This window comes from Hymenobacter wooponensis (assembly GCF_004745865.1).
In the GTDB taxonomy this organism is placed as follows: Bacteria; Bacteroidota; Bacteroidia; order Cytophagales; family Hymenobacteraceae; genus Hymenobacter; species Hymenobacter wooponensis.
Window position 1 is genome coordinate 27,665 of sequence record NZ_SRKZ01000009.1, and the last position, 21,589, is coordinate 49,253.

At 55.8% G+C, this 21,589-nt stretch carries 22 protein-coding genes and 2 pseudogenes; 10 read left to right on the forward strand and 14 right to left on the reverse strand.

Annotation, left to right across the window (positions count from 1 at the left end; translation table 11 throughout):
- Window positions 1–25 precede the first annotated feature (25 nt).
- Window positions 26–1,135, reverse strand: coding sequence for a Fic family protein (locus tag EU557_RS23400; RefSeq protein ID WP_135532917.1), 1,110 nt, complete (start codon window positions 1,133–1,135; stop codon window positions 26–28).
- 248 nt (window positions 1,136–1,383) lie between these two features.
- On the opposite strand from EU557_RS23400, the gene EU557_RS23405 reads away from it, so the two are divergent.
- The 7 genes and pseudogenes from EU557_RS23405 to EU557_RS26000 all read left to right on the forward strand — a co-directional run bounded on the left by EU557_RS23405 (window position 1,384) and on the right by EU557_RS26000 (window position 6,347).
- A complete protein-coding gene (locus EU557_RS23405; protein WP_135532918.1) occupies window positions 1,384–2,073 on the forward strand; it encodes a plasmid pRiA4b ORF-3 family protein in 690 nt (229 codons plus the stop codon).
- A 78-nt stretch (window positions 2,074–2,151) separates the two neighbouring features.
- Complete coding sequence (locus EU557_RS23410) at window positions 2,152–2,748, forward strand: recombinase family protein (protein ID WP_167855333.1); 597 nt, start codon at window positions 2,152–2,154, stop codon at window positions 2,746–2,748.
- Between the two features lie 18 nt (window positions 2,749–2,766).
- Complete coding sequence (locus EU557_RS23415; RefSeq protein ID WP_135532920.1) at window positions 2,767–4,158, forward strand: ISKra4 family transposase; 1,392 nt, start codon at window positions 2,767–2,769, stop codon at window positions 4,156–4,158.
- A 48-nt stretch (window positions 4,159–4,206) separates the two neighbouring features.
- Window positions 4,207–4,485, forward strand: a complete 279-nt coding sequence (locus EU557_RS26160) for a helix-turn-helix domain-containing protein (RefSeq protein WP_089334549.1) — start codon at window positions 4,207–4,209, stop codon at window positions 4,483–4,485.
- Window positions 4,386–5,222 (forward strand): IS630 family transposase, encoded by an 837-nt coding sequence (locus tag EU557_RS23425; protein ID WP_125433834.1) that lies wholly within the window; start codon window positions 4,386–4,388, stop codon window positions 5,220–5,222. Before EU557_RS26160 ends, EU557_RS23425 begins: the two co-directional genes overlap by 100 nt.
- A pseudogene (locus tag EU557_RS23430) lies at window positions 5,221–6,036 on the forward strand (IS3 family transposase); the annotation flags it as partial. The gene EU557_RS23425 and the pseudogene EU557_RS23430, both read left to right, overlap by 2 nt.
- A gap of 182 nt (window positions 6,037–6,218) precedes the next feature.
- A complete protein-coding gene (locus EU557_RS26000; RefSeq protein WP_281062615.1) occupies window positions 6,219–6,347 on the forward strand; it encodes a hypothetical protein in 129 nt (42 codons plus the stop codon).
- A 142-nt stretch (window positions 6,348–6,489) separates the two neighbouring features.
- Here EU557_RS26000 and EU557_RS23440 read toward each other — a convergent pair whose 3' ends face one another.
- From EU557_RS23440 to EU557_RS25610, 3 genes are all read right to left on the reverse strand, one after another.
- Window positions 6,490–7,230 carry an SDR family oxidoreductase gene (locus tag EU557_RS23440; protein WP_089334418.1) on the reverse strand — a complete coding sequence of 247 codons (741 nt, stop codon included), beginning with the start codon at window positions 7,228–7,230 and terminating at the stop codon, window positions 6,490–6,492.
- Between the two features lie 82 nt (window positions 7,231–7,312).
- Entirely contained in the window at window positions 7,313–7,507 is a 195-nt protein-coding gene (locus EU557_RS26165; RefSeq protein WP_425351977.1) for an IS1 family transposase, read from the reverse strand.
- Between the two features lie 186 nt (window positions 7,508–7,693).
- Window positions 7,694–7,846, reverse strand: coding sequence for a hypothetical protein (locus EU557_RS25610; protein WP_167855335.1), 153 nt, complete (start codon window positions 7,844–7,846; stop codon window positions 7,694–7,696).
- A gap of 322 nt (window positions 7,847–8,168) precedes the next feature.
- Between EU557_RS25610 and EU557_RS23455 the strand changes: the two are divergent.
- Window positions 8,169–8,783: pseudogene (locus tag EU557_RS23455) on the forward strand (recombinase family protein).
- Window positions 8,784–9,284: 501 nt separating this feature from the next.
- Here the strand turns inward: EU557_RS23455 and EU557_RS23460 are convergent.
- The 10 genes from EU557_RS23460 to EU557_RS23505 all read right to left on the reverse strand — a co-directional run bounded on the left by EU557_RS23460 (window position 9,285) and on the right by EU557_RS23505 (window position 20,182).
- Complete coding sequence (locus EU557_RS23460) at window positions 9,285–10,511, reverse strand: replication initiation protein (RefSeq protein ID WP_135437037.1); 1,227 nt, start codon at window positions 10,509–10,511, stop codon at window positions 9,285–9,287.
- 279 nt (window positions 10,512–10,790) lie between these two features.
- Entirely contained in the window at window positions 10,791–11,159 is a 369-nt protein-coding gene (locus EU557_RS23465) for a hypothetical protein (protein WP_125433395.1), read from the reverse strand.
- Window positions 11,156–11,917 carry a ParA family protein gene (locus tag EU557_RS23470; RefSeq protein WP_044019208.1) on the reverse strand — a complete coding sequence of 254 codons (762 nt, stop codon included), beginning with the start codon at window positions 11,915–11,917 and terminating at the stop codon, window positions 11,156–11,158. The genes EU557_RS23465 and EU557_RS23470 overlap by 4 nt, the downstream gene beginning before the upstream one ends.
- Window positions 11,918–12,166: 249 nt before the next feature.
- A complete protein-coding gene (locus EU557_RS23475) occupies window positions 12,167–12,868 on the reverse strand; it encodes a recombinase family protein (protein ID WP_044019207.1) in 702 nt (233 codons plus the stop codon).
- A 3-nt stretch (window positions 12,869–12,871) separates the two neighbouring features.
- Complete coding sequence (locus tag EU557_RS23480; RefSeq protein WP_135532926.1) at window positions 12,872–14,830, reverse strand: SIR2 family NAD-dependent protein deacylase; 1,959 nt, start codon at window positions 14,828–14,830, stop codon at window positions 12,872–12,874.
- Between the two features lie 28 nt (window positions 14,831–14,858).
- Window positions 14,859–15,062, reverse strand: a complete 204-nt coding sequence (locus EU557_RS23485; protein ID WP_135532927.1) for a hypothetical protein — start codon at window positions 15,060–15,062, stop codon at window positions 14,859–14,861.
- 986 nt (window positions 15,063–16,048) lie between these two features.
- Complete coding sequence (locus tag EU557_RS23490; protein WP_167855336.1) at window positions 16,049–18,199, reverse strand: tyrosine-type recombinase/integrase; 2,151 nt, start codon at window positions 18,197–18,199, stop codon at window positions 16,049–16,051.
- A 7-nt stretch (window positions 18,200–18,206) separates the two neighbouring features.
- Window positions 18,207–19,217, reverse strand: coding sequence for a tyrosine-type recombinase/integrase (locus tag EU557_RS23495; RefSeq protein ID WP_135532930.1), 1,011 nt, complete (start codon window positions 19,215–19,217; stop codon window positions 18,207–18,209).
- A gap of 380 nt (window positions 19,218–19,597) precedes the next feature.
- Complete coding sequence (locus tag EU557_RS23500) at window positions 19,598–19,855, reverse strand: helix-turn-helix domain-containing protein (protein ID WP_125433390.1); 258 nt, start codon at window positions 19,853–19,855, stop codon at window positions 19,598–19,600.
- Between the two features lie 90 nt (window positions 19,856–19,945).
- Entirely contained in the window at window positions 19,946–20,182 is a 237-nt protein-coding gene (locus EU557_RS23505; protein ID WP_125433389.1) for a helix-turn-helix domain-containing protein, read from the reverse strand.
- Between the two features lie 142 nt (window positions 20,183–20,324).
- Between EU557_RS23505 and EU557_RS23510 the strand changes: the two genes are divergently transcribed.
- Both EU557_RS23510 and EU557_RS23515 read left to right on the forward strand, forming a co-directional pair.
- Window positions 20,325–20,837 carry a hypothetical protein gene (locus tag EU557_RS23510; protein ID WP_125433388.1) on the forward strand — a complete coding sequence of 171 codons (513 nt, stop codon included), beginning with the start codon at window positions 20,325–20,327 and terminating at the stop codon, window positions 20,835–20,837.
- Window positions 20,838–21,248: 411 nt separating this feature from the next.
- A complete protein-coding gene (locus EU557_RS23515) occupies window positions 21,249–21,524 on the forward strand; it encodes a hypothetical protein (protein WP_135532932.1) in 276 nt (91 codons plus the stop codon).
- Window positions 21,525–21,589 lie beyond the last annotated feature (65 nt).

A 21,589-nucleotide genomic window follows, 5' to 3' on the forward strand; every position in this document is an offset into this window, starting at 1 on the left:
TGCTTTACCGTCTTTCATTCGGGGCCTAGTTTTCCGGTGCTAGGCGGTAGCTGGTGCTGCGCCCCCCCGCCCCTTCTTTCATGAGGATCCTTTTGTCCAACAAGTCTGCAATGTCGCGGCCAGCCGTGTCCTGGGAGCACTTGGCCATGCGCGCCCATTTCGAGGTAGTGAGCTTGCCTTCAAAGCCATCAAGCAGCCGTCCCACCAGTCGTCGTTGCCGCTCCGTCAGCGGTGTTAGCCGATGCCGCTCCCAAAACCGGGCCTTGGCTAAGACTTGTGCCAGCGTCTGTTCGGCACTCGACAGCGCTCGACCCAGGCACTGCAGAAACCAGGTGAGCCAGGGCGTCAGATCCAGCCCCCCCCGCTGGCTGTTTTCCAGCAAATCGTAATAGGTCTGCCGCTCGGCCTGAATCTGCGCCGACATGCTGTAGCAGCGCTGGGCCGTACCGTCGGCCCGGGTCAACTGCAGGTCAGCCAGGGCCCGGGCGATGCGCCCGTTGCCATCGTCAAAAGGATGGATGGTAACAAACCAGAAGTGGGCGATCGCCGCTTTCAGCACGGGATCCAACTCCAGCGGCGCATTAAACCAAGCCAGGAACTGCGCCATCTGCGCGTCCATTTCCTCGGCGGGCGGGGCGTTGTAGTGCACCCGCTCCCGGCCCATTGGGCCAGAAACGACCTGCATGGGCCCTAAGCGCCAGGCTCCTACGCGCACCGGATACAAGCCGCTGTAGCCCGTGGGGAACAACGCGTGGTGCCAGCTAAACAGCCGCTCGGCCGTCAGGGGCGCTGTCGCCTGTTGGGTGGCATCCAGCATCAAGGCGACAATGCCTTCCACCCGCCGATCCACCGGCGGCAGGCCGGCTTGTTCCAAGCCCAAGCGATAGGCCAGCGAGGAGCGCACCGACGCGGGGGGCAGCAACTCCCCCTCAATTTCACTGGATTTAAGTACGTCCAACGTCAGCGTTTGCAAGGTAGCCTCCGCTCGTAACTCCAAGCCCAGGCTCTCGAGCCGACCCAACAGGCGTCCCTGCTGGTGGCGAACGGCACCCAGTAAGTTTTCTAGCGCGGACGGCTGCCAGGTAAACTGTGGCCACCCCGATAGTTGATGAATATAAGGCTGTATTCTCCGCATAAGATGCGGTAAATATACACGCTATTCTCCGCACCAAGCGGTGCTAGCCCAAGCAGCTGCATCACTTAAAACGGTAGTACGCCCGCATCCGTCACTGCTAGCAAACGACCGTTCAACGAATGTGACAGCGGTCATGAGGTGGTCTAGGGAGGACGGACAGAAAAAGGAGAGCATCAAAAAGTGTGGGGCAGTAGGGGGGCAACCATTCTCTGGCTTAACTTCGGAGCCCCTCTCTGTCGGTGACCGCCATGCTCCCTCCCGTTACCCCGCCTTCTGTCGGCGATGACCGCCTGGCGGCGGTCTACCAGCTCAAGATTCATCTGCTGGGTATTAGCCCTCAGATTTGCCGGCGCGTACTCGTACGGGGCGATACGACGTTGGCGGAGCTGCATCACGTCTTCCAGGTGGTGATGGGCTGGGAGAATTGGCACCTGCACCGTTTCAAGCTCTGGGGCAAGGAATACGGGATGCCGTACGCCGGCGGCATCTACTTTGCCGACGATGCCCGCCGGGTCCACCTGGGTGATTTCCCGTGGCAAGCCAACGACAAGTTCACCTATACTTACGACTTCGGCGACTACTGGCAGCACCAGGTGCGGGTCGAAAAGGTACTGCCCCCAACAGCGCTGGTCGCCCACCCGGTGTGCGTGAGTGGCCGCCGGGCCTGCCCCCCGGAGGAAGTCGGCGGTCCCCGCGGCTACGACCAGCGCACGCTGGACCAGTTCTCGTGGAGCTACGAAGCCGTGGAGCAGCTGCTGGCCGGCGAAAACATCTTCGCCGACGACGTGCCGACCTGGTTCTGGACTTACCGCCCGGAGCACTTCGACCGGCAGCAAGTCAACGACCGCTTGGCGAAAGTGTATCAACTTAAGGGTAACCCCGATTTTCTGTATTCGCAGGGTGGCTACGACTACTTTTTCGCGGCTGAGCGGCCGTGACATCTGTATTAGGAAAACCAAGTGGTTTTTATGATACAGCCCAGATAGTTTTGCGCCATGCAACAGGCCGTCATTTTCGTGCGCGTCTCCAAAAAGGAGCAGGACTACCAGCGGCAGGTGGAAGACCTGCGCGCTGTGGCCCAGAGTCAGGCCGTCCAGGTCGTGGCCGAGATTGCGGAGAAGATTAGTGGTGCGAAAAGGAATCAGGACCGGGAAGGAATTCAGCAGCTGTTGGCGCTGAGCCGCCGGGGCGCCATTCAGAAAGTATTGGTGAGCGAAGTCTCGCGCCTGGGCCGCTCCACGGTGGAAGTCTTGCAGATTGTTGAGGAACTGACCCAGCTGGGCGTCAGCATCTACGTCCAAAACTTTGGGATCGAAACGCTCAAAAACGGCAAGCGGAATCCGGTTGCGCAATTCCTGTTCACGCTGCTGGCCGAATTTGCCCGCCTGGAGCGCGAGACCCTGCGCGAACGCATTCTCTCCGGCATGGACGAAGCGCGGCGGCAAGGCGTCACGATTGGCCGCCCGGTAGGCGCAACGGAAGACAAAGCTGTCTTTCTGAAAAAGTATGCGGCCGTCGCCCGGCAGCTGCGGGCGGGCCTGAGCGTACGTAACACAGCCAAGCTGTGCGACGTGGCCATCAACACGGTTCGTAAAGTGAAAGCCTTGCTCTAATTCTAACTCCCCAATGCCATGGAATTCAAACTACAACTGGTCGCATGCCTCTCGGAAGGCAACGAGCCCCTGCTCGAAGACGTGTTCACCTGGAGCCGGGAAGACCTGAGCTTAGCCAGCGTGGGCCTGACGCTGGCCGAATCGAAAGAGCTGCTGCAATGCATTCAGCAAACGATGATAGGGCAGCAGATAGCGACGCACCTGCAGCTACATCAGCCCGTCGGCTTACGGAAGAAAGGCAGCTACTCGCTCCAGCTGAAAACCTTGTTCGGCAACGTCACGGTCGACAGCCCGCGCTACTATCGGCCACCCACCGAGGCGGGACCGAAGACCTTCAGCCCCCTCCAGCACCTGTTTCCGCAGCACGTGACGCCGGAGCGGCTGTACCTGGAAACCAAGTGGGCCAGCCTGATTCCCTACCAGAAAACAGCCGATTTGCTCCACGATGTGCTGCCCCTGGGTGCGAAACTATCGGGCACGACCATTCAGCAGCACCTGCACGCCGTGGTCGAGGCGCAGGAACAGCTGCTGCCGCAGGAAGTGGCTCCTTTTCACGGCGTTTGCCAACTCGAGCGCGAGGCCTTGCCGTGCCCGGCCCGCCCGCTGGTGGTCGGCCTCGACGGCGGCTACGTCCGGCACTGGCATAAAAAAGGCTGTTTCGAGGTGATTGCGGGCAAAAGCATTCCCGCCGAAGGGGGCGCCAAATGCTTCGGCTTCGTGCAGGAAGTGGACGCCAAGCCGCGCCGACGTGTTTTTGAGGTGTTGCGCGCGCAGGGCTTACAGGCGAATCAGTCGGTAGAATTCTTCACGGACGGCGCCGCGGTGCTGCGCTCGCTGACCAGCTACCTGAGCGCGGAGTCCACCCACATCCTGGACTGGTTTCACCTGACCATGCGCCTGACGGTGCTGCAGCAGTACGCACTGGGATTTGCTCAGGTCGATGCGGCCGGTGGCAAAGCGTTTCAGGACCGCTTGCACAGCATCAAGTGGCACCTCTGGCACGGCAACGCCGAGCGGGCCTTGGACAAGATACTGGACTTGGACGACCTGCTGGCCGTGCACCAAGACGACACGCTCATGGCCCGTAAATACAGCAAGTTGAAGCCCTTGACCCGACTAATTGCTGATTTTCACACCTACGTGGAGCAGAACAGCGGCTTCATCGTGGACTACTCGGAGCGCCAGCGATACGGCGAACGCGTCTCGACTGGGTTTGTCGAGTCGGCGGTGAACCAGGTGCTGGCCAAGCGCATGGTCAAACGCCAGCAGATGCAGTGGACTAGGAAAGGGGCGCATTTGCTCGTACAGGCCCGCACGAAGGTGCTCAACGAAGAGTGGGAAGACTGTTTCCGGCAGCAGTACCCTGGCTTTCGGCCATTGTCAGCGGAGCCCCTGGCAATGGCTGCTTAAGTAGCCATACAGAAGTAAGCGTATAGTGCGCAATTGGTAGCTTGCGGCATGCGACGACCTGCCACCGAGTTGAGTTCGGAAGAAGTGACGTGTTTGGAAGCGTGCAGTCAGCACGGACCGCACCCGCGCATGCGGCGGCGGGCGCTGGCCGTGCTGGGCCACCACCGGGGCCAGACGTTGCCGCAACTGGCCGCGCTGTTTGCCGTGCGTTACGCGACGGTACACGGGTGGGTGCAGGCCTGGCACCGGGCCGGCCTGGCGGGGCTAGCCGAGGGCCGGCGCGCCGGACGGCCGCCCAAACTGGCCCCGGCGGCGCAAAAAAAATAGTCGCCTGGCTCGGGTCGGCCACCCAGCAGCTACGCCGGCTCGTGCCCCGCGTGGCAGCCGACCTGCAGGTGCGCGTAAGCGTGGGCACGCTGCGCCGGCTGGCGCGGCGGGCGGGCTATAGCTGGAAGCGCACCCGGCGTAGTCTCAAGGCGCGGCGCGACGCGGTGCTGTTCGGTTTTTTTCAGCAGGAGGTCCAGGCCCTGCACGCGCTGGAAGCGGCCGGCGCGCTGCGGGTCGTGTACGTAGACGAGTGCCGCTTCTCACGCCTGGCGCCGGTGCCCTATGCCTGGCAGGTGCGCGGGCAGGCGCCGGTCGCGCTGCCGGCCGAGCGCGGCGGCGGGGGCCACACCGTGCTGGGCTTGTGGCAGGCCAAGGCCCCGGGCCAGCCGCTGACCAGCTACGTGCTGCCCGGCGCGCTGACGGCCGACCTATTCGTGGCCGCGCTGGACGAGTACAGCCAAGCGCTGTCCGGTCCGACCGTGCTCGTGCTCGACAACGCCTCGGTGCACCGCGCCGCCTGCGTGCAGGCCCGCCACGGAGTGTGGGCCGCGCGCGGCTTGCGCTTACAATTCCTGCCTGCCTACTGCCCCGAGCTGAACCTGATCGAAATCCTCTGGCACCGCTGCAAGCACTACTGGCTCACCCCGGACGACTATCGCACCGAGCAAACCCTACGCGACAAGCTCGACTACCTCATGCCCAGAGTCGGAACTGAGTATACGGTTACTTTTAGCTGACCACTTAATCGACGCTTACCGCATTTCCGCTCGGCGCGCCTGCCGAGTCATTGGTTTGCAGCGCGCGAGCTTCGCCTATCAAGCACGTGGACGCGATGATACCGTTTTGCGCCAGCGCTTGCGGGAGTTGGCGCAAGTGCGAGTGCGCTACGGCAGTCAGCGCCTCTATATCCTGCTACGCCGGGAAGGCTGGCTAGACAATCATAAGCGCGTGCATCGTCTTTACTGCTTGGAAGGCTTGAACTTGCGTAGCAAGCGCCCACGGCGCAATCGGGCCGCGGCCCACCGGCTAGAACGTCTCCCACTGGGCCGCCTGCATCAGAGCTGGAGCATGGATTTTGTGGCCGATAACCTCTTCGATGGCCGCAAAATCCGCGCCTTAACGATAGTCGATAATTTTAGTCGCCAGTGCCTGGCCATTCACGTGGGGCAGTCGCTGAAAGGTGAAGATGTCGTGGCCGTGATGCAGCGCTTACAGCAGCAGTTAGGCGTAGTACCTGAGCGCATCCAAGTCGACAATGGCAGCGAGTTTATCAGCAAGGCCCTCGACCGCTGGGCCTACGACCAGCACGTGACGCTGGACTTCTCTCGGCCGGGCAAACCGACCGATAATCCGTACATTGAGTCGTTTAACGGCAGCTTCCGCGATGAATGCCTGAACGTGCATTGGTTTCTATCGCTGACCGATGCGCAAGATAAAATTGAGCAGTGGCGCCAAGAATACAATGGCTTCCGACCGCACAGCTCGCTACAGAATTTAACGCCCGATGAGGTAGTGGCTGCGGCTACTACTGTCGAGCTTCAGAATGCCTGATGCTCCACTTTCAACCGGCCCAGTAAATGGGAGCAGGTCAGTTGCCGAAGCGATACGCAACAGACTGCGTCGCCACCCGCGAACTGGAATGCGCTCGAGAATGCTCCTCATGACTGACATGTATTGACCGGGCCTTGTCACGCCGGTGATGCTCAGCACGAACTGGCCAGCCCGTTTAGCTTTTGTGCCAACCTTTTACCCAAGGCCAAGTTTCGGACGCGGTGCTCGATGCGCCGGGCTCACTTATCATTCAGGAAGCGCGCAACCGGACGTTCTCGATGCAGACCGCGCTGCACGAGCTGCTAAAATAGCCAGCCTACCTACTATATTAAAGCGCCTGTCAGGCTGAGCTGGCGCAGCATTTTTTCGCGTGAGAAATCATATTTCTAACGGAAGATGCTGCGCCAGCTCAACCTGACAGGCGCTTTGAGCTACCAGATATGGACGACGTGCTTAAAACTCCTGCACCGTGGGGCGTAGCACAATTTCGTTGATATCTACCTCGGCGGGCTGCTCGATGGCGAACGCAATGGCCCGGGCCACTGACGACGCTGGAATAGCCTGTTTGTAGAACTCTACCACGCCCTTGGCACTTTCCTCGTGCGAGCTGCCGTGCTGTAGCTCCGACTCTACCGCGCCGGGCTCGATGCTGGTGACGCGAATGCTGCCGCCTACTTCGTGGCGCAGCCCGTCGGATATGGCCCGCACGGCGTATTTGGTGCCGCTGTACACGGTGCCGCCGGGGCTGAACACTTTGATGCCCGCCACCGACGAGATATTGATAAAGTGCCCGGACTTTTGCTGCTCGAACACGGGCAAGGCGGCCGCGATACCGTAGAGCACGCCTTTGATGTTGATGTCAATCATGCTGTTCCACTCGTCCACCTTGGTGGCACTCATGGGCGCAATGGCCATCAGGCCGGCGTTGTTGATGATAACGTCGAGGCGACCAAACGCTTCTACAGCCTTATCAACCAAGGCTTTTACTTCTTCGGCTTTGGTTACGTCGGTTTGCAGAATCTCTACCTTTCCGCCTGCGGCGCGAATATCGGCAGCAATTTTTTCCAGGTTTTCGAGGCGGCGCGCGCCTAGCACTACGGCGGCACCTTTGCTGGCCAAATGGCGAGCCGTAGTTTCGCCCAGCCCGCTGCTAGCGCCCGTGATGACGACTACTTTATTTTCGATATTCTCCATGATGTTCCTCGTTTGGCCTCGCTTTGCTTAAGGTGATGTGGGGAGAACCGGTAGCTACAGCAGTTGTTTCTTGGGTGGTGGTTTAATTTAAGGTGAGAGTGTAGTTATCGATAACGATTTTAATGCGGGCAGTATGGATTGCCAAACTTTTGCTAAAGGAGCAGGATTTGCGCACCAGCATACCGCACCGCTGCCGTAAGGAGCAATTACTAGCTTCGACAATACTGGTTTGCCCTTCGCCTTTCAGATACGGGCAGTGTCGCCAGCGGGGCAGCACGTTTGTATAGGCATTCCAGCGGTCGGTAAAATACCAGCAGTGGCGGCGGTAGCGACGCGGCAAGGCTTGCTACAGCCGCTGCGCCGTTTGAGCACTGCGGTTGCCCAAAACCCACGCCACGATGCGCCGACTGGCGCGTTCGACCGCAAGCAAGAGCCAGACCTTATGCGCTTTACAGCGTTTTTTCTAAAACTTCTTCCGCCGCAGTCGGGGCAGCGGGGGCGAAGCTGCCCGCGCTTTTTTTAGCAGCTTAGCCACCGTCACGCGCGCCACGCCCGTGGCGTGCACAATGCTACGTTGGGAGTTGCGTTCTACGTAACAGTTTTTCCACCTGGGCATATTGGGCGGCTTTGGCGACAGCAGCGGGCGTAAAACGCGCTTGGTAGCCACAGGCTTTACACTGATATTCGGCATGCCCTTGGCTCGGAACATTGCGCCGAATAGGTTCGCTGCCACATTGGGCACATAGATGTTGCGTGTAAACCATAATCCCTCCTACGCTTTTCACCTCTTAATGGGGTTCTTTTGCCAAAAGGGCGGATTTACACGCTAAGCCCGGTTAGCAAAAAGGGTTATAGTACTGCCTGAGAAAGACTGATTCTACGCTGTAGAGCGGGTGCGTGCTGCCTATCAACAAGGAACTCCTTTTTGATAACCTCCGATGCCCGCCAACCCGACCGACCAGCCCACCCGCGTGGCGCTCTATGCCCGCGTCTCCACCCTCAACAAAGGGCAGGCCCCGGAAACGCAGCTGCAGCCGCTGCGCGAGTACGCCCAGCGCCGCGGCTTTGCCGTTGTCGATGAATACGTGGACCAGGCCTCGGGTACCAGCGAGGAATGAACTCAGTACAAACGGATGATGGTGGCGGCCAAGAACCGGTAGCTCGACGCGGTGCTGGTCCGGCGCTACGACCGCTTTGCCCGCTCGACCCAGGCGCTGGTCAACGCGCCGAAGGAATTCCAGAGCCTAGGGGTGGACTTCGTCTCCTACCAGGAAAATATCGACACCACCACGCCCACGGGCGAGTTGGTGTTCCACGTCATGGCCTCGCTGGCCCTGCTTGAGAGCACGCTCATCAGCCAGCGCGTGCGCGCCGGCATGGCCCGGGCCAAAGCCCAGGGCAAACACGTGGCCCGCCCCCCGCTGGCGCAGGTTAGGCAGGAGGCCATTGCGCAGCTTCTGCGCGAAGGCTTATCTATGAATCAAGTCATCAAGCAGTTAGACCTGGCCTATGGCACCGTCTACAATTACGCCCAGAAGCTAAAAAGTGCTTAGCGTGTAGATCCGCCCTTTGGGAAGAAGAACCCCTGTTAGCCATAGACTCGGAGGTTTTACCCTATTTGTTTAACAACACCCCACTTTCAAAGGAAGTGGCTCTTGTCGTTAACGGCAGTAAGTAACTCGGTGAATTAATTAAGCGTCCTGCATAGCAAATGCTTGCATCCGCTTCAAATGCGATTTTTGGACCAAACTTTTAAGACAGGCCACTGTTCCGGCCGGCGGGCATGGATCCTTGTACCAACCGGCTGGAGACAGTGCCTTACACACAATGCTTAGACAATTTATAGCTCGGCCTTAGACTCGGTGTCATATCAGCTTGAATAGTTGCCGGATTTAGTGATCTAACACATCAAAACGTGTCATGTGCGATTTATAGCAGCCGCATTTAATTTAGGAGAGTGTATATGGACTGAAATGTATAGTTCACTTCTTGTAATTTATAATGGCCGCTTATTTGAAAATCGGGAATAAGTAGAGGTAGCACTCTAGAATACGTTACAGCTTTTCGTTGTGCTTGACAAGCCATTGCTCCCCTTCTCGATCTTCTATTCTGAAGCCATCGCGAAAATATACTTGCTGTAAATGTTGTTCGAACGTGTCTGCCTGCTTCTGTCGCTGGGCATAAGGCCCGGGATTTTCGAACATTTCTCGTACCTCGCTTAGACGAAAGGATACTTCCGAGGCAATAGAGGGCGCTGGAGTTTCTACCTTCCTTTTTGTGTTAACGGCTGTCTTTGCCTGCTGGTAATCCGCCAACAGATATTTTTCAATTAAAGCCTTGTAGATAGCACCTGCGGGCTTCTTGATTTTGCCCTTGCGGAACTGACTCGCTACAATGCGTACTACATAGGCAATATAGTCCACCTCGTATTCACCAGATTCCAGTTGCTGGCGGACCACGGCCAAGCTTTTTTCGCCGACCCCTATTTCTGCCAAAGTTTGAGCCCAAGCGGGCACTTCGGCTGAGGGCGATTTTGTAGGCATAACCTTTCCCTCAGCTGGAGCAGCCAGTAGAAATTTTACCTCCGAGACGACTTTGCCTTGCTTCTGCAGCTCGTAAGTGAACGGCATATCCGTCGATTGCATCTCAGTCTGGGCTTTGTCCAAAATGCGGGTGCGCAGGTTATTAAAGCGCGGATACTCTCCCTCCTGCAGATCTAGTAAGAAACGGAGTTGAGCAATTGTAATTGTCCGCTCTTTGAAGGTGGCATACTCTTTCAGCAGCCAATAGATGCGGTAGGAGTAAAAGCTCTTCAGCTTATTGAGCTGCTCAAGTTGCGCAAGAGTGAAGTTACCACTCTCCCGCAACTGTAGTAGATAAGGCATAATCAGGGGGTTAAACGAGGCTACCACCCCTCCCCTATCGCTTTCGTAAGCGGCCTTCGCCATCAAGGGGATAAACTCGAAGTCAGGCTTTTTGCTCCGCTTCCGAGTACCCTGTTGCGTGTCAATCAGCTTTTCAATATACAGCCGCCGGGAGGTAATGTTATTGCACATTTGCTTTACCTCATCATACGCTGAGCCTCCCGTGCGTTCATGAATTATCTCAGCCATCGGTACAAAGTGTTCCCGAAATTGCTCGTCTCCCGGTTCAATACGCGTGAGTAAAGAAATAAACAATCGCATCTCCAGAGGTACAAAACTGAACCTTGCGTTAATGAGCGCATTGTGCTGGGCAACCGTTTTGTCAACAATCGGAACCAAGGGCGATTTTGTAGGCATAAGGAAGGCAGCAAGGCGGTTTTGTAGGCGTCAAAGGGCGATTTTGTAGGCGCTAATCGTCGATTTTGTAGGCATGAAAGGGCGATTTTGTAGGCTTATTCCATTCCATGATACATATAATCAGGCCGTTACGGCTCCTGTAATTACTAATATAGTATAGGTAATCAGCTAGCTTGTTTAGGGCGATTTTGTAGGCATGAAAAGACGGTCGCGGTAAAAGCAAAAAAAAGTAATAAGCGAAAATTTTTGCGGCGCTTTTTATGCTTTTTTATACTGTAACTATTTGAGTTTCTTGCCATTCAGTCGATACTGTTCGTCTTCTGGCAGCGGCCGATCAGCTCCTTCCATCGTGTCTAGAAAAGCACAAAGTGCTGAATCAACTGCTTTCTTCAGCACCAGTCGGTCCCAGTACTCACTTTGCTTTAAGCGAACGTAGGTGCTGCGTCGCAGAAAGCTGCTGAATTTCAACCATTCTTCTTCCGTCGAAGTGGAAGCAGTAGTTTCCGGTTCGGACGAAGCAGCAGGGGTTGGGGCTACCTGCGGTAAGATGCTCCGGTTTACCCCGTATAGGAGCGCGTCATTCGTTAGCGATGGCGCCGAGGCATCCAAGTCATCCCCAAAATTTGGTTTCTTGCTCTGCTTGCTCATACTCGGGCAATGATTTCTTGGGTAAGCGATTCGTAATCAGTGGCGCCATTGCTCTCGGGCGCCCACCGGTAGATGCTCTGCTTCTTTATCTGAGCTTCCGCCAGCGAAACGTTTTCACGAATAGTGGTTTCCATGAGCAGCTTGGCCTCAGAATACTTGGAGTCAATCAGGGCCACAATGTCATGATGAAGCTTTTTACGGTAGCGGCTACTGTACTTGGTAAAGAAAATACCTCCTATAGTCAGATTGGGGTTATAGAGGTCTTTCACCCGCTCGCAGGCTTGCATGAGCTTATTGAGCCCTTCGTACCCAAAGTATTCCGGTTGACACGGAATAAATACCGCGTTACAAGCTACCAGCGCCATGTACGTAAGGGCAGATAATGAAGGCGGGGTATCAATCAGACAGTAGTCATACTGGTCCTGCAGAGGTGCCAACCCCTTCCGCAGGATACTCTCGTAGCCTAATTGCTGGCCAACCATTTTTTCCAGATAGTCCAGATCCGGGGTAGCGGCCACTAAGTGCAAGTGTTCCTCTATCGCCAGGACAACGTCGGTCAACTGAGCTTTTTTCTCTAAAACCAATCCTAGATCCGGATAGCCTGCCGGCAAGCGGAAGGCAAGGGAAAGATTACGCTGGGCGTCGCAATCAATTAAGAGCACGCGGTAGCCGTCACGTGCCAAGGTTTGAGCCACGCTAAGCGTAGACGTAGTCTTTCCGACTCCCCCCTTGTGGTTAGCAAATACAATAATCTTCATGGTGCAGCACACGCTTGATCTGACAGCAATAATAAAGAATTAAAACTTCCTCGACTTCTGTCACCTGCCAAGCTTCCTGAGGAAGTTAAAGAAGTCTGACATGTTTAGCTTCTTAAAGAAGTCTAACATGTTTAGCAAGTCAAAGAAGTTAAAGAATCAAGTGTTCTTAGGCTTCTTAAAATTCCTCAAGAAGTTCAGGAAGTTAATATACTAGACTCAGTCGCTCACCAGATTAAATATTCATCTGTTTTACAGTGGGTTACTAACAGGACCGGGCTGACCTGTTGCTATTGTTGATGAATAACGAAAGAGCCGCTGAACCGTCATAGCAGCATATTTTTTTCCGGCGGCTGTACGAAACATGGCTGCGTTTAAATGCGCTGCGATTTGACGAAACGTCAATCCTTGGGCGCGTAGCAGAACCACGAGGCTGGTTGCCTGTTGATTCTGCGGCGTGCGCTGGCGCTGCTGCCGGCGAGCGGCAGCCCCTTTCAGCCGGGCTTCCTGCGTTAGGTTCTGGGGGCTGCCTAGCTGTTGGCCCCGCGCCTTCTTCGCCTGCAGCGCGTCCTTCGTGCGCTTGCTGATGGTTTCCCGCTCGTGCTGGGCTATCACGGCAAAGATGCCAACCGTGAGCGTATTGGCATCGGGCATGTCGCAGGCAAGAAAGTCGACTCCGGAATCACGCAACGCGAAGATGAAGCCAGCGTTGCGGCTCAGGCGATCCAACTTGGCGATGAGCAACGTGGCGCCTTGCTGCTTAGCAGCCGCCAGTGCGGCCTTGAGCTGGGGCCGGTTGTTCTTCTTGCCGGACTCTACCTCGATGAACTCCTGCAGCAGTCGCCCTCCGGCTGGCACATAGGATTGCACCAGGTACTGCTGTGATTCCAGGCCGAGGCCACTGGCGCCCTGGCGGGCCGTGCTTACCCGGTAGTAGGCAATGTAGGTACGCATGGCTTACTCCGATTCGTCACCATGTAAAGTCTCCATCTCGATCTTATCTAGGCGCTGAATTGGTTCGGGCTTGCCTGCTTCCGCGACGCTAGTGGCTTGCTCAGGTCCGTACAGCGTATGTAATTCACGAGTGGCACTGGTAATGCGGTAAGCGGTCTTGTCCTTGCCTCTTCGCTTATACCGTGCCTGCTTTAGCACATGCGCTGCCTCGTACTCGATGCGGAGCTTCCAGCCCAGCAGCGTATAAGTCGTATCTAGCTGCTGGTGGACAACAACATCCTGGTCCTGAGATTCAGGGAGTTGAGAAGGATCTTCTACCACAGCATCGACGTACCCTTTAAACGCCTTGGATACCCGCGTTTTCATCTGCAAGATATAGCTCAGTTCCGCCGCTGTGTCTATGTCGTCGCCTGTGAGCTTGAACCGTCGAAATCGGATGTTGAACCCCTTCTCCACTACCTGAAGGGTCTGCATGTTCCTCTCTAAGCTTTCTCCTTGTTTGATAAAAGGAAGGCCCCGAGGTGTTTCCTCCTTGCTCCAGATACGCTCTCCATCTTCATACAAAGCGATTCCTTCCCCCCTGCCTAATGACTGTAGAATTCTGGCATGTAGCAGGCCACTATCAACTGAATCAGTATAGCGATGCCGACGAGAAACTGTAGCCGAGTACTTAAAGCCTTTCGCGTGAATGTTCTTCTTGGGTACACGGATCTGAACCTTGTGCAGATCCGTGTACACCAAAAAGTCTACCTGCTCAGGGCTGGAGTAGATGCGTAAGGTGGCATCGCGGATGCAGAGCCCTCCGGTAAACTCAATATCAACTGTTTTCTCAATGGTATGGGAGCGTACAAACACCAATGAGCCCATTTCCAAGCCCAGGTTTACGCCCCCTACCCGCCATTCAAAATCAACCAGTTGGGAAGGACCTATATGATACGCCAGGCCCGACAACCCTTGTTGAAATTGAGTAAGCGATGCGCGCCCGTCCTCGCGAACGGTTAGGGTCACTTGCCCCGCTACCTCTCCCTGTACTCCAGTAAGCTGCGAGATATGATACCCGTTCTCGCTGGTCTTAATCGTTGGGTTAAGCCCGAGATTACGCAGGAACTGCGTCGTTGGCCCCAGTTCAATCCCTCCCTTTTTTAAGGCGGGTACCGCAGTATCCTTCAGGTCCTGCAGCAGGTCGGCAATTAACTGTTCCCCGGTAGATTGAATGTAGGTGACGTTGTGGCGCTTGAGCCAGTCGATGCGGAGCTGACTCAAATTGGGGGAAACTAGGTAGGCCCCGCGCATATTGCCTTTTACCGCATCCAGGATGCGCTCAAATAAGACCAGTACATTCGGGTCTTCCAGGCCGTAGCCAACGAAGAGCAGAGTTTTACTCGCCATAAGCGCCTGGATGGCACCCCACAGCAGGTGGTCGGCCTTGGAGTAAAATGCCCGGTAGTCTTCCTCCGTGATCAGCAGACGGTTCAAGTCCTCCAGGCTGCCATGCACCTTATACAGAGTAGGTTTATTTGGTTCCTGATACGGTATCTGCTCACCGTTGGTAACAATGTGAAGTTTATCCTGGCCGTACGCCTGCTCAAAGAGCGAGTCGTAGTTCGTGGTAACGATATGCTCGAAGAAAGGAATGGTAGCCACCTGCTGATGAGTCTTTAGTGACTTGGGCCGCGCAGAATATACGGCCTTTACCTCTTTGCGCAACTCGTGCAGGCGCCCGTTAAACAGGTTGACGAACAGACTGGCAAAAGCAGGTAGCGGCATGTTAGGATAACCGTCTGCATCCAGCGAGGGGGCATACTCCCGGGCCTGCTGCTGCTGGGCTTTGCTGAGCGTATCAAACAGGTGACGTACCAAGCCGCCGCCCATGGGGTAGCCGGCATACTTTGAAAACCCGGCTCCAGCCCACAGGACAACCTCCCGGTTGCGTATAGTCTTAAATAAGGTTTCCTGATCCATACATACTGGGGGTGTTTGGGGATAGGTATTATTTCTGGTTGTTGTCGTGTACCATAAGGGTGACCTCGCCGACTACCTGGGCCGGGTGGTTGGGATAAGCGTTCAGTTCAGGATTAAGAATGTAGAGGGCATTTACCCACTGATTAATCGAACCGCTCTCCTTGGCCTGGGCGCGCATCTGCTGGGCAATGTTCTGCTGCATGGCAGCGGAATACTCGCGAAAGTGTTTCATGGGGTAGTTTACGTGCTGGTAGGTGAAGGTAGCGGGTTTGTAACAGATCACAAACGGGCGTTTATGATCTGTTACAAGAAGCTTCCGTTGAGTGGACTCGAGTAGACCGAGCCAATTACCAGAGTATTTTTCTAGTGCTGCGCGATGAGCTCATCCACCACTACGGCTTGTTGCGTTGCGTCTCAGTGCACCCGCCCAACTGCTACTCTCGCCGAAGAGAAACGGCTCGTGCTGTACGGCCCCTCTTTGCCGCTGTCAAGTCATCCTCCTCAACGCGCCGTCATCGGCAGGCATAGGAAAATAATCGTGACCGGAAATAGCCTGGTTCTGAAAGGGTACCCCATCCTGCTTTCGCTGCTACTGCTGGGCGCCTGCCAATCAGAGAGTGTCAACAAGTTTGCCATCAAGGCCGAAGTGCTTATGGCGGCTGAGGGAATGACTTTGATAAATGCGGACAGCTTTCCTTACAAGAAAGCCACGCTGATGTTGCGCCAACAAGGTCACACGGCCGGGTACTTAGCCGTCGTGTTAAGTGAACTTGAAGCTCGAACGTGGCCGACTCAAGGAGCTACTTTGCTAGGGAAAAACGTAAGATGAATTACCTATCCCAATAGACAAGGTGCCGTCTGCGTAGCTTACAGAAAATCTAAATGGCCCCTATATGGGGTGCACCCTACCTCTGCTCAACGGGGTCCAGCGCCGCACGCTTGACTCTCCACCTTCCTTCGCAGCTCGTGCTGTCCACACGCTCTAAAAAGGTGGAAACCAATCTCTGTCCTACCGAAAGTCAACGAATAAGCCCCACCGACTGGGGCCGGCGGGGCTTTTTTAGTCAAACTTCTAACGCAGTACTATACAAACGGTCTATCAGAAAGAATGGGTTCAACCATATCCGTTGCGCACGGCCATCTATACGTACGCTGGGTACATTGAGCACATCACTTCTAGTGTTCAGAAGGCTTCTGCTGGCAGTTTAGTTGAAGAGCCTATGCTTCCGGGTCGGGTGGTAAGTGCGCGAGTTGTTGTTGCAGGGCATGCATGCCTTGCTGAATGGCGTGCCGCCCAGCGGCTGAGAGCGTGGGAACGGCGGCCAGTTGCTCAAGGGTCGTTAGCGACTCCAAGATGCGGGCGCGGGACAGGGGGGCAGCGGGCGGATCGGCTTGGCCGGCTGGAAATTTTGGCGTCGCATATTTTGCCTGCTGGTTGATGTGCGCGTTGGCTTGCAGGAATGCGTCGATGATCCGTTTATCGGGAACGTCGATGTAATGCAGCGTGGTTCGCATCGACTTGTGGTTCATCCATTTCATTATATCCAATACGCTCATTTTACCGCTGTTATACAGGCTTGTAATTAGCGTCGTGCGAGCCCGGTGGCTGGTAATCGGGCCATGCGCATCATGCGTGGGAATGCCCGCCTTGCGGCAGAGTAAGGGAATCAAGCAGTGATTAAGGTACGTGCGCCCGATGGTGCCGCCCCGCCGCGTAAACAAAAAGTCGGTTAGCTCCCCGGTTTTCGGGTCCGGCTGGGCTGGGGTGGCCGGCCGCACATGCTGCCACGCAAGCACCGCGTCGCCCACTGCTTGCGGAACTGGTTTCTCAAAGGCTCGTCCGGACTTGTGCCTCGGTACGCGCAGGTAACAGGCCCCAAGCACCTCATCCTGGGGTAACCAAGCTGCGTAGCCGGTGACCTTGGGCTGGCGCCGCACGCAGCCTACTGCTAGCCGTCCGAGCTCGTCGCTTCGCAGGCCGGTCAGCAGCCAGGTAATAGCGATGGCGCGTACCAGTTCGAACGGGTAATGGGCCCGGCGCTCGCAGGTGCTGCCGTCCGGGCGGGTTAAGGGCGCGTAGGCCAGGTCCTGGGCCGTCAGGGTTGCACTGGCCTCCCGCAATTTCATCCAAACGTGGTGTTCCAGGACACGGGGCTTGATGTTGCATTGGTCCCGGATGGCGCGCGGCGCGGCCAGCAGGCGTTGCGGGCTGAACTGCACCGGAAGCCAGCCCCACTCCTGACAATCGGCAAAAAAGCGGCGCAGGCAGCTCAGCAGCTGGGCGCGGGAAGCCGGTTTCATTTCCCGGTCAGCGCGGCTATAGCGCCCGGCATGGGCCGGGTGCAACCACTGGCCCATGCGCATAGTTTTCACGGCCGCAACGAATTGCAAGGCAATGGGCGCTGTCCACTGCTCGGGCGTGGGTGCGCCGGGCTGAGAGGCCGACCACCGGGCAGCTTTGGCCGCGGCCGTTAGGACCAGGTTGCGCACGCTTTCGTTGCAGCTCTCCGTCGAGGCCCACCGCTGCAGAAGTGACAGCCAGGCCTCGGGCATGGAATCCTGCTCGCCTCGACGCCCGACTCGGAGGCGAGGACCGGGAGTTAAGGCCTCGGTCAGGATGCCCAGCCCGTGCAAGGCTTTGGAGAGTAGAATGCAGGCGCGTCGCAGGTAGGGCAAGTCCGCCGCCAGATCGTGGACACGCTGCAGGACAGGAAGCGTGAGGTCGGTCAAATGGGGGCTGCGGGCCAAAAGAAGCGCCTGGCTGAGGCAGGCGGCCAGCACGGGGTTGCTACCGCTATTGGTCCACCCGCCGCGCTGCAGCTCGGTCTGGACGGTGGCCAGCGCAGCCTGTAAGGCACCATGGTCTAACAGCTGGCGGGCGGCAACGGTCACGGGCTGACCGGGAGCAACGAGCGAATAGATGGGTATGCTTTTGAGCAGGTAGGCGCAGCACATCAGGTGTTCCCGGACCCGGGCCGGGGTGGCACCCAGCTGCCGCAGGCCGGGCGCGCGCGCTACCGAGCCCGCTTGTTTGGTTTTACCGATCAGGCTTACCCAAACTGCCTCATCCCAGGCCCATAGCGATGTGCCCCGGTGCTGCATCTGGCTTACCAGTACATCCAGGCAGGCGAGGACACTGGGCTCGCTGGCTTCCTCGTAACCGCAAAAGGCCAGGGCGCAGCGTACCGGCTCCAGTAAACGCGCCAGGTCGGGTCGCGTGCCCTGCCCCGGCGGCAGTGCACTGCCCGGCAGGGGCTGCGCCCGAACGCATTCAAGTAACGCATTCTTTTCGGGGACCAGCAGGGCGGGCTCTTGATTGAATTCCGCCAGGCGGGTGGCCCATACTTCCAATCGGTGGGGAGTGCTCATACTGGCCTTAGCAAAGGGAGGAGTCCTGTTCATCATCCAGGGAGCGCAGGGCGTCAACTACTTTTTTGGCTATCTCAGGCGGGCGTAGATGTAGGTAGCGCATCGTCGTTTGCGGATTCTTGTGGCCGGCAATTTTGGCGATCGCCAAGAGGTCAACCCCTGCCTCCGCCAAATGCGTAAGGCGTAAATGGCGCATGGTATGGGTTCTCAATTGAGGCAAGCCGCTGCGTAGCGCTACGGTGTGCACGATCTTGCTCCAGGACCAAATCGTGATGGGCCGGCCGGTATTGCGCCGGGACTCGGAGACAAAGAGGGGCTCGCGGGGATGGAGCGGGACCGGCCGAATGGCCAGGTAGGCGTCGTACACTAACTGTGTTTCCCGGGAGAAGGGCACGATGCGCTGCAGTTTGTTCTTAGTCGTTTCTCTGCGCACGGTTAGCAACAGGTTTGCGTGATCCAGGTCGCCCACCTGCAGCGAGCAGACTTCTTCCCGGCGTAATGCTCCATCGTAGGCCAGCTTCAGCATCAGCAGGTTGCGCAGGGAAGTTCGTTGCATGCGAGCGGTAATCGCTGCCCACTCCTGTGCATCAGGTATCCAGGCTTCGCATTCCTCCGCCTCATTAGCTCCGGAGCTGTAATAGGGATGAGAGCCGTGGGGGCTGGTGCTTTTGCGAAGCGGGATAGTTGTTCGCTCACCAGAATCCACCAAATATGAATAGTACAGCTTAAGTACCATCAGGTGTTGACGAATGGTGGATTTGGACAGGCCCGTTCGGGTGACATGACCTTTTCGCCAGGTCTTTTTGCCCAGGCTGTTCTGGTACAGCGCGGTGTGCTCCCGCGTTGCAAGCAGGTGGTCCACTGGGTGTTCCTGGCAATGGCGTAAGAAGTCACTTAGTACACGAGCGTATTTGAGTACCGTGTTCTTGACTAATCCTTCATTGGTAACGATTTGCAGCCAACAAGCAACAGTGGGGTGATCTGCGAGCGCAGGAAAGCGAGCATACAACTCTTCCATAAAAAGCGATTTGTGAAGGATTGAACAGACCGCAAAGGTATTAATGCAATATAATCATTTCAAAGTGCAATCATTTCTAATTGCACCGAATTCAGATAGATTACACGGATCAAGTAGTATATGTATATTAATAATACAATTTATAAATTCTGGATAGGGTATTATTTTTTAATAATTTTATTGGATTAGCATAGCTAAAAAGAGTTTTTGAGCTGATTTAGAGCAAAAAAGAACATGCGGTATAATGTAAAGAAGAGTAAGCCTATTTACTCATGAATGCACAATACTTGATAAAGTTACAAATGGTATTTTGCCGCTTTTTGGTCAAATTTTGTCTTGGATGAAAGCCAGGCCAGTTCTAGCTTGTGCTGGAGTTGTAACTACACTGCCTTCTGCTTACTACTCTGTTGACTTAGGTGTAATTCAACTCGCCGCAGCAGCGTGGATGGCTTCTCGTTCAGAGCCTGGGCCAAGTTGAATAGCGTTACTAGAGAAGGAGCCTGCTTACCGTTTTCTAAATGTGAAATATAGGTGCGATTCAAACTGCTGGCATAAGCCAGCTCTTCCTGGGACATACTTAGCTGTTTTCGTGACTGCTGGAGTACTTGGCCGAAAATCTCTGCTATCTCGTCACTCATTTTTTGGTAGCATAAAATAGGGTGAGCTGTACGCCGGACTTGCCAGAAACTGCAACAGGAATGCAAAGTTTAGCGGCAGTAAGCCACCGATCAGGTAGTGGAGGAAAAGTCGAATAACTCCCTCACGTCTATCTGCAAAGTGCGCGCTAAGACGAAGACAGTACTTAAGCTTGTGTTAATGACACCCCGCTCAATCCGACCGATTTGACTGAATTCTATCTCCGCAGCTGCTGCTAAGCTTTCTTGGGTGAACCCCTTAGCCGTCCGCAAGTGGCGCAAGCGAAGCCCAAACTGCTGCAGGCCGTGTTGATCCCGGAGGTATTTCACCCCGCAAAAGAGGCGGCTAAAGCCAGAAAATGTTAGGGCAAATTTGCCCTATTTAAATATTGAGCTACCTTAGTGCCCGGCTTCTACAGGTTGTTTACTTGCTATTGCTTGCATACCTACCTGCTTTCCCTATTACCAGACGTTGCTCTCCACTTTATATAGATCAAGGTTGCTGCCGGTGCTTTCCATACCGAAAATCCACCTTCTTCACTTTGCCACTGCCCCCTTCATGGAAAGCGTACGAAAAATTAGAATCGTTATTGAGGCGGAACTGCGCGAGCGGGTTCCAACCATGCCTTCTTCGTCTGCGACAGATCTTGACCCACTAGAGTATAGCTATGAGCAGGCACTCTTTAGTGCCTTGCGGGCCGATCCTGAGCGCTATGCCGCGTTTATCAAGATACGCGCCATTACTAGCCTGGAAATCCTTGGGTTGCACAACGAGATTTCTAAATTAGCTCAGATCCGGGATAGCTATACGGCCAGTATAAAAACCTTGGAAAGTCTGCTCCCAAGTCTTCCCCAGCCAGCGCAGCAATATCTACAAGAGGCGTTAACGAAGGGGTGGATTATGGATGATGCGGATAGCATATATAACACGATGCAAATTGAGCCGCTAAGTTTGGCAATCGAGTATCCAACCGATCGTTCATAACGAAGTACTACACGCACTATAGGGTTCTACTACCCTACCTAAGTGTTCTGACTGTTCGTACAAGACGCTGCTCTTTACCCTGCTGGTAGGATATGCTGGGTGTAAGCTGGCACCCAAAATTCGTATTGACCCGTTACGTATTCATTGCGTTAGAAGGTAGGTGTGACGGCACCCACTTCTTTAAACCCTGGAGCCCCCAGCCTCCGGGGTTTATTCGTTTATAAGCAACCGAGTTGGCGGGTGGATACCGTGCGTTATCCTTAAGACACATATAACAGCCCCCCTTTTTAGGCCAGAAACGCGTTTTCAGCAGGTAATTTGCCCGGCCAATCGATTCTTTTTTTTGCTCCTGATTTGGAAGTCTAAAGCGAATAGCCGTCTTTTTTCGACACCAACTTTTCCATTCCAGCCATGAGCAACACCTTACTTGAACAAGTCAAAGCCCTGCACCGCCCCTACAATCAGGTCGCTGAAACGCAAGTGGGTATGCCCTCCAAACGCCCCCGGACGCACGACAACTACGCGGCCCAGGAACAGCGCGTGATTGATGAGGCTTTTGAAGTGTCACGGGTGGCCCGGAGCCTGCCTACTGCTGGCACCGAATACGAGGCGCAAGTAGAAAACATCATCGACGGCTGCCGGCAGATTCAATCCAACCCGTATTTGCGGCTTGGCGGCATCGTGTAAATTCAGCCTGCTAGGCCACGTCTGGTTGCTGCTGGTCAGGATGGGGACGCAGTGGCCACTGCGTC

What these genes read in the sequence shown, in the direction of transcription:
- EU557_RS23400 (WP_135532917.1), bottom strand. Translation starts at nt 1,135, where the DNA reads ATGCGGAGAATACAGCCTTATATTCATCAACTATCGGGGTGGCCACAG.
- EU557_RS23405 (WP_135532918.1), top strand. Translation starts at nt 1,384, where the DNA reads ATGCTCCCTCCCGTTACCCCGCCTTCTGTCGGCGATGACCGCCTGGCG.
- EU557_RS23415 (WP_135532920.1), top strand. Translation starts at nt 2,767, where the DNA reads ATGGAATTCAAACTACAACTGGTCGCATGCCTCTCGGAAGGCAACGAG.
- EU557_RS26160 (WP_089334549.1), top strand. Translation starts at nt 4,207, where the DNA reads ATGCGACGACCTGCCACCGAGTTGAGTTCGGAAGAAGTGACGTGTTTG.
- EU557_RS23440 (WP_089334418.1), bottom strand. Translation starts at nt 7,230, where the DNA reads ATGGAGAATATCGAAAATAAAGTAGTCGTCATCACGGGCGCTAGCAGC.
- EU557_RS25610 (WP_167855335.1), bottom strand. Translation starts at nt 7,846, where the DNA reads ATGCCCAGGTGGAAAAACTGTTACGTAGAACGCAACTCCCAACGTAGC.
- EU557_RS23460 (WP_135437037.1), bottom strand. Translation starts at nt 10,511, where the DNA reads ATGCCTACAAAATCGCCCTTGGTTCCGATTGTTGACAAAACGGTTGCC.
- EU557_RS23465 (WP_125433395.1), bottom strand. Translation starts at nt 11,159, where the DNA reads ATGAGCAAGCAGAGCAAGAAACCAAATTTTGGGGATGACTTGGATGCC.
- EU557_RS23470 (WP_044019208.1), bottom strand. Translation starts at nt 11,917, where the DNA reads ATGAAGATTATTGTATTTGCTAACCACAAGGGGGGAGTCGGAAAGACT.
- EU557_RS23475 (WP_044019207.1), bottom strand. Translation starts at nt 12,868, where the DNA reads ATGCGTACCTACATTGCCTACTACCGGGTAAGCACGGCCCGCCAGGGC.
- EU557_RS23480 (WP_135532926.1), bottom strand. Translation starts at nt 14,830, where the DNA reads ATGGATCAGGAAACCTTATTTAAGACTATACGCAACCGGGAGGTTGTC.
- EU557_RS23485 (WP_135532927.1), bottom strand. Translation starts at nt 15,062, where the DNA reads ATGAAACACTTTCGCGAGTATTCCGCTGCCATGCAGCAGAACATTGCC.
- EU557_RS23490 (WP_167855336.1), bottom strand. Translation starts at nt 18,199, where the DNA reads ATGAGCACTCCCCACCGATTGGAAGTATGGGCCACCCGCCTGGCGGAA.
- EU557_RS23495 (WP_135532930.1), bottom strand. Translation starts at nt 19,217, where the DNA reads ATGGAAGAGTTGTATGCTCGCTTTCCTGCGCTCGCAGATCACCCCACT.
- EU557_RS23500 (WP_125433390.1), bottom strand. Translation starts at nt 19,855, where the DNA reads ATGAGTGACGAGATAGCAGAGATTTTCGGCCAAGTACTCCAGCAGTCA.
- EU557_RS23515 (WP_135532932.1), top strand. Translation starts at nt 21,249, where the DNA reads ATGAGCAACACCTTACTTGAACAAGTCAAAGCCCTGCACCGCCCCTAC.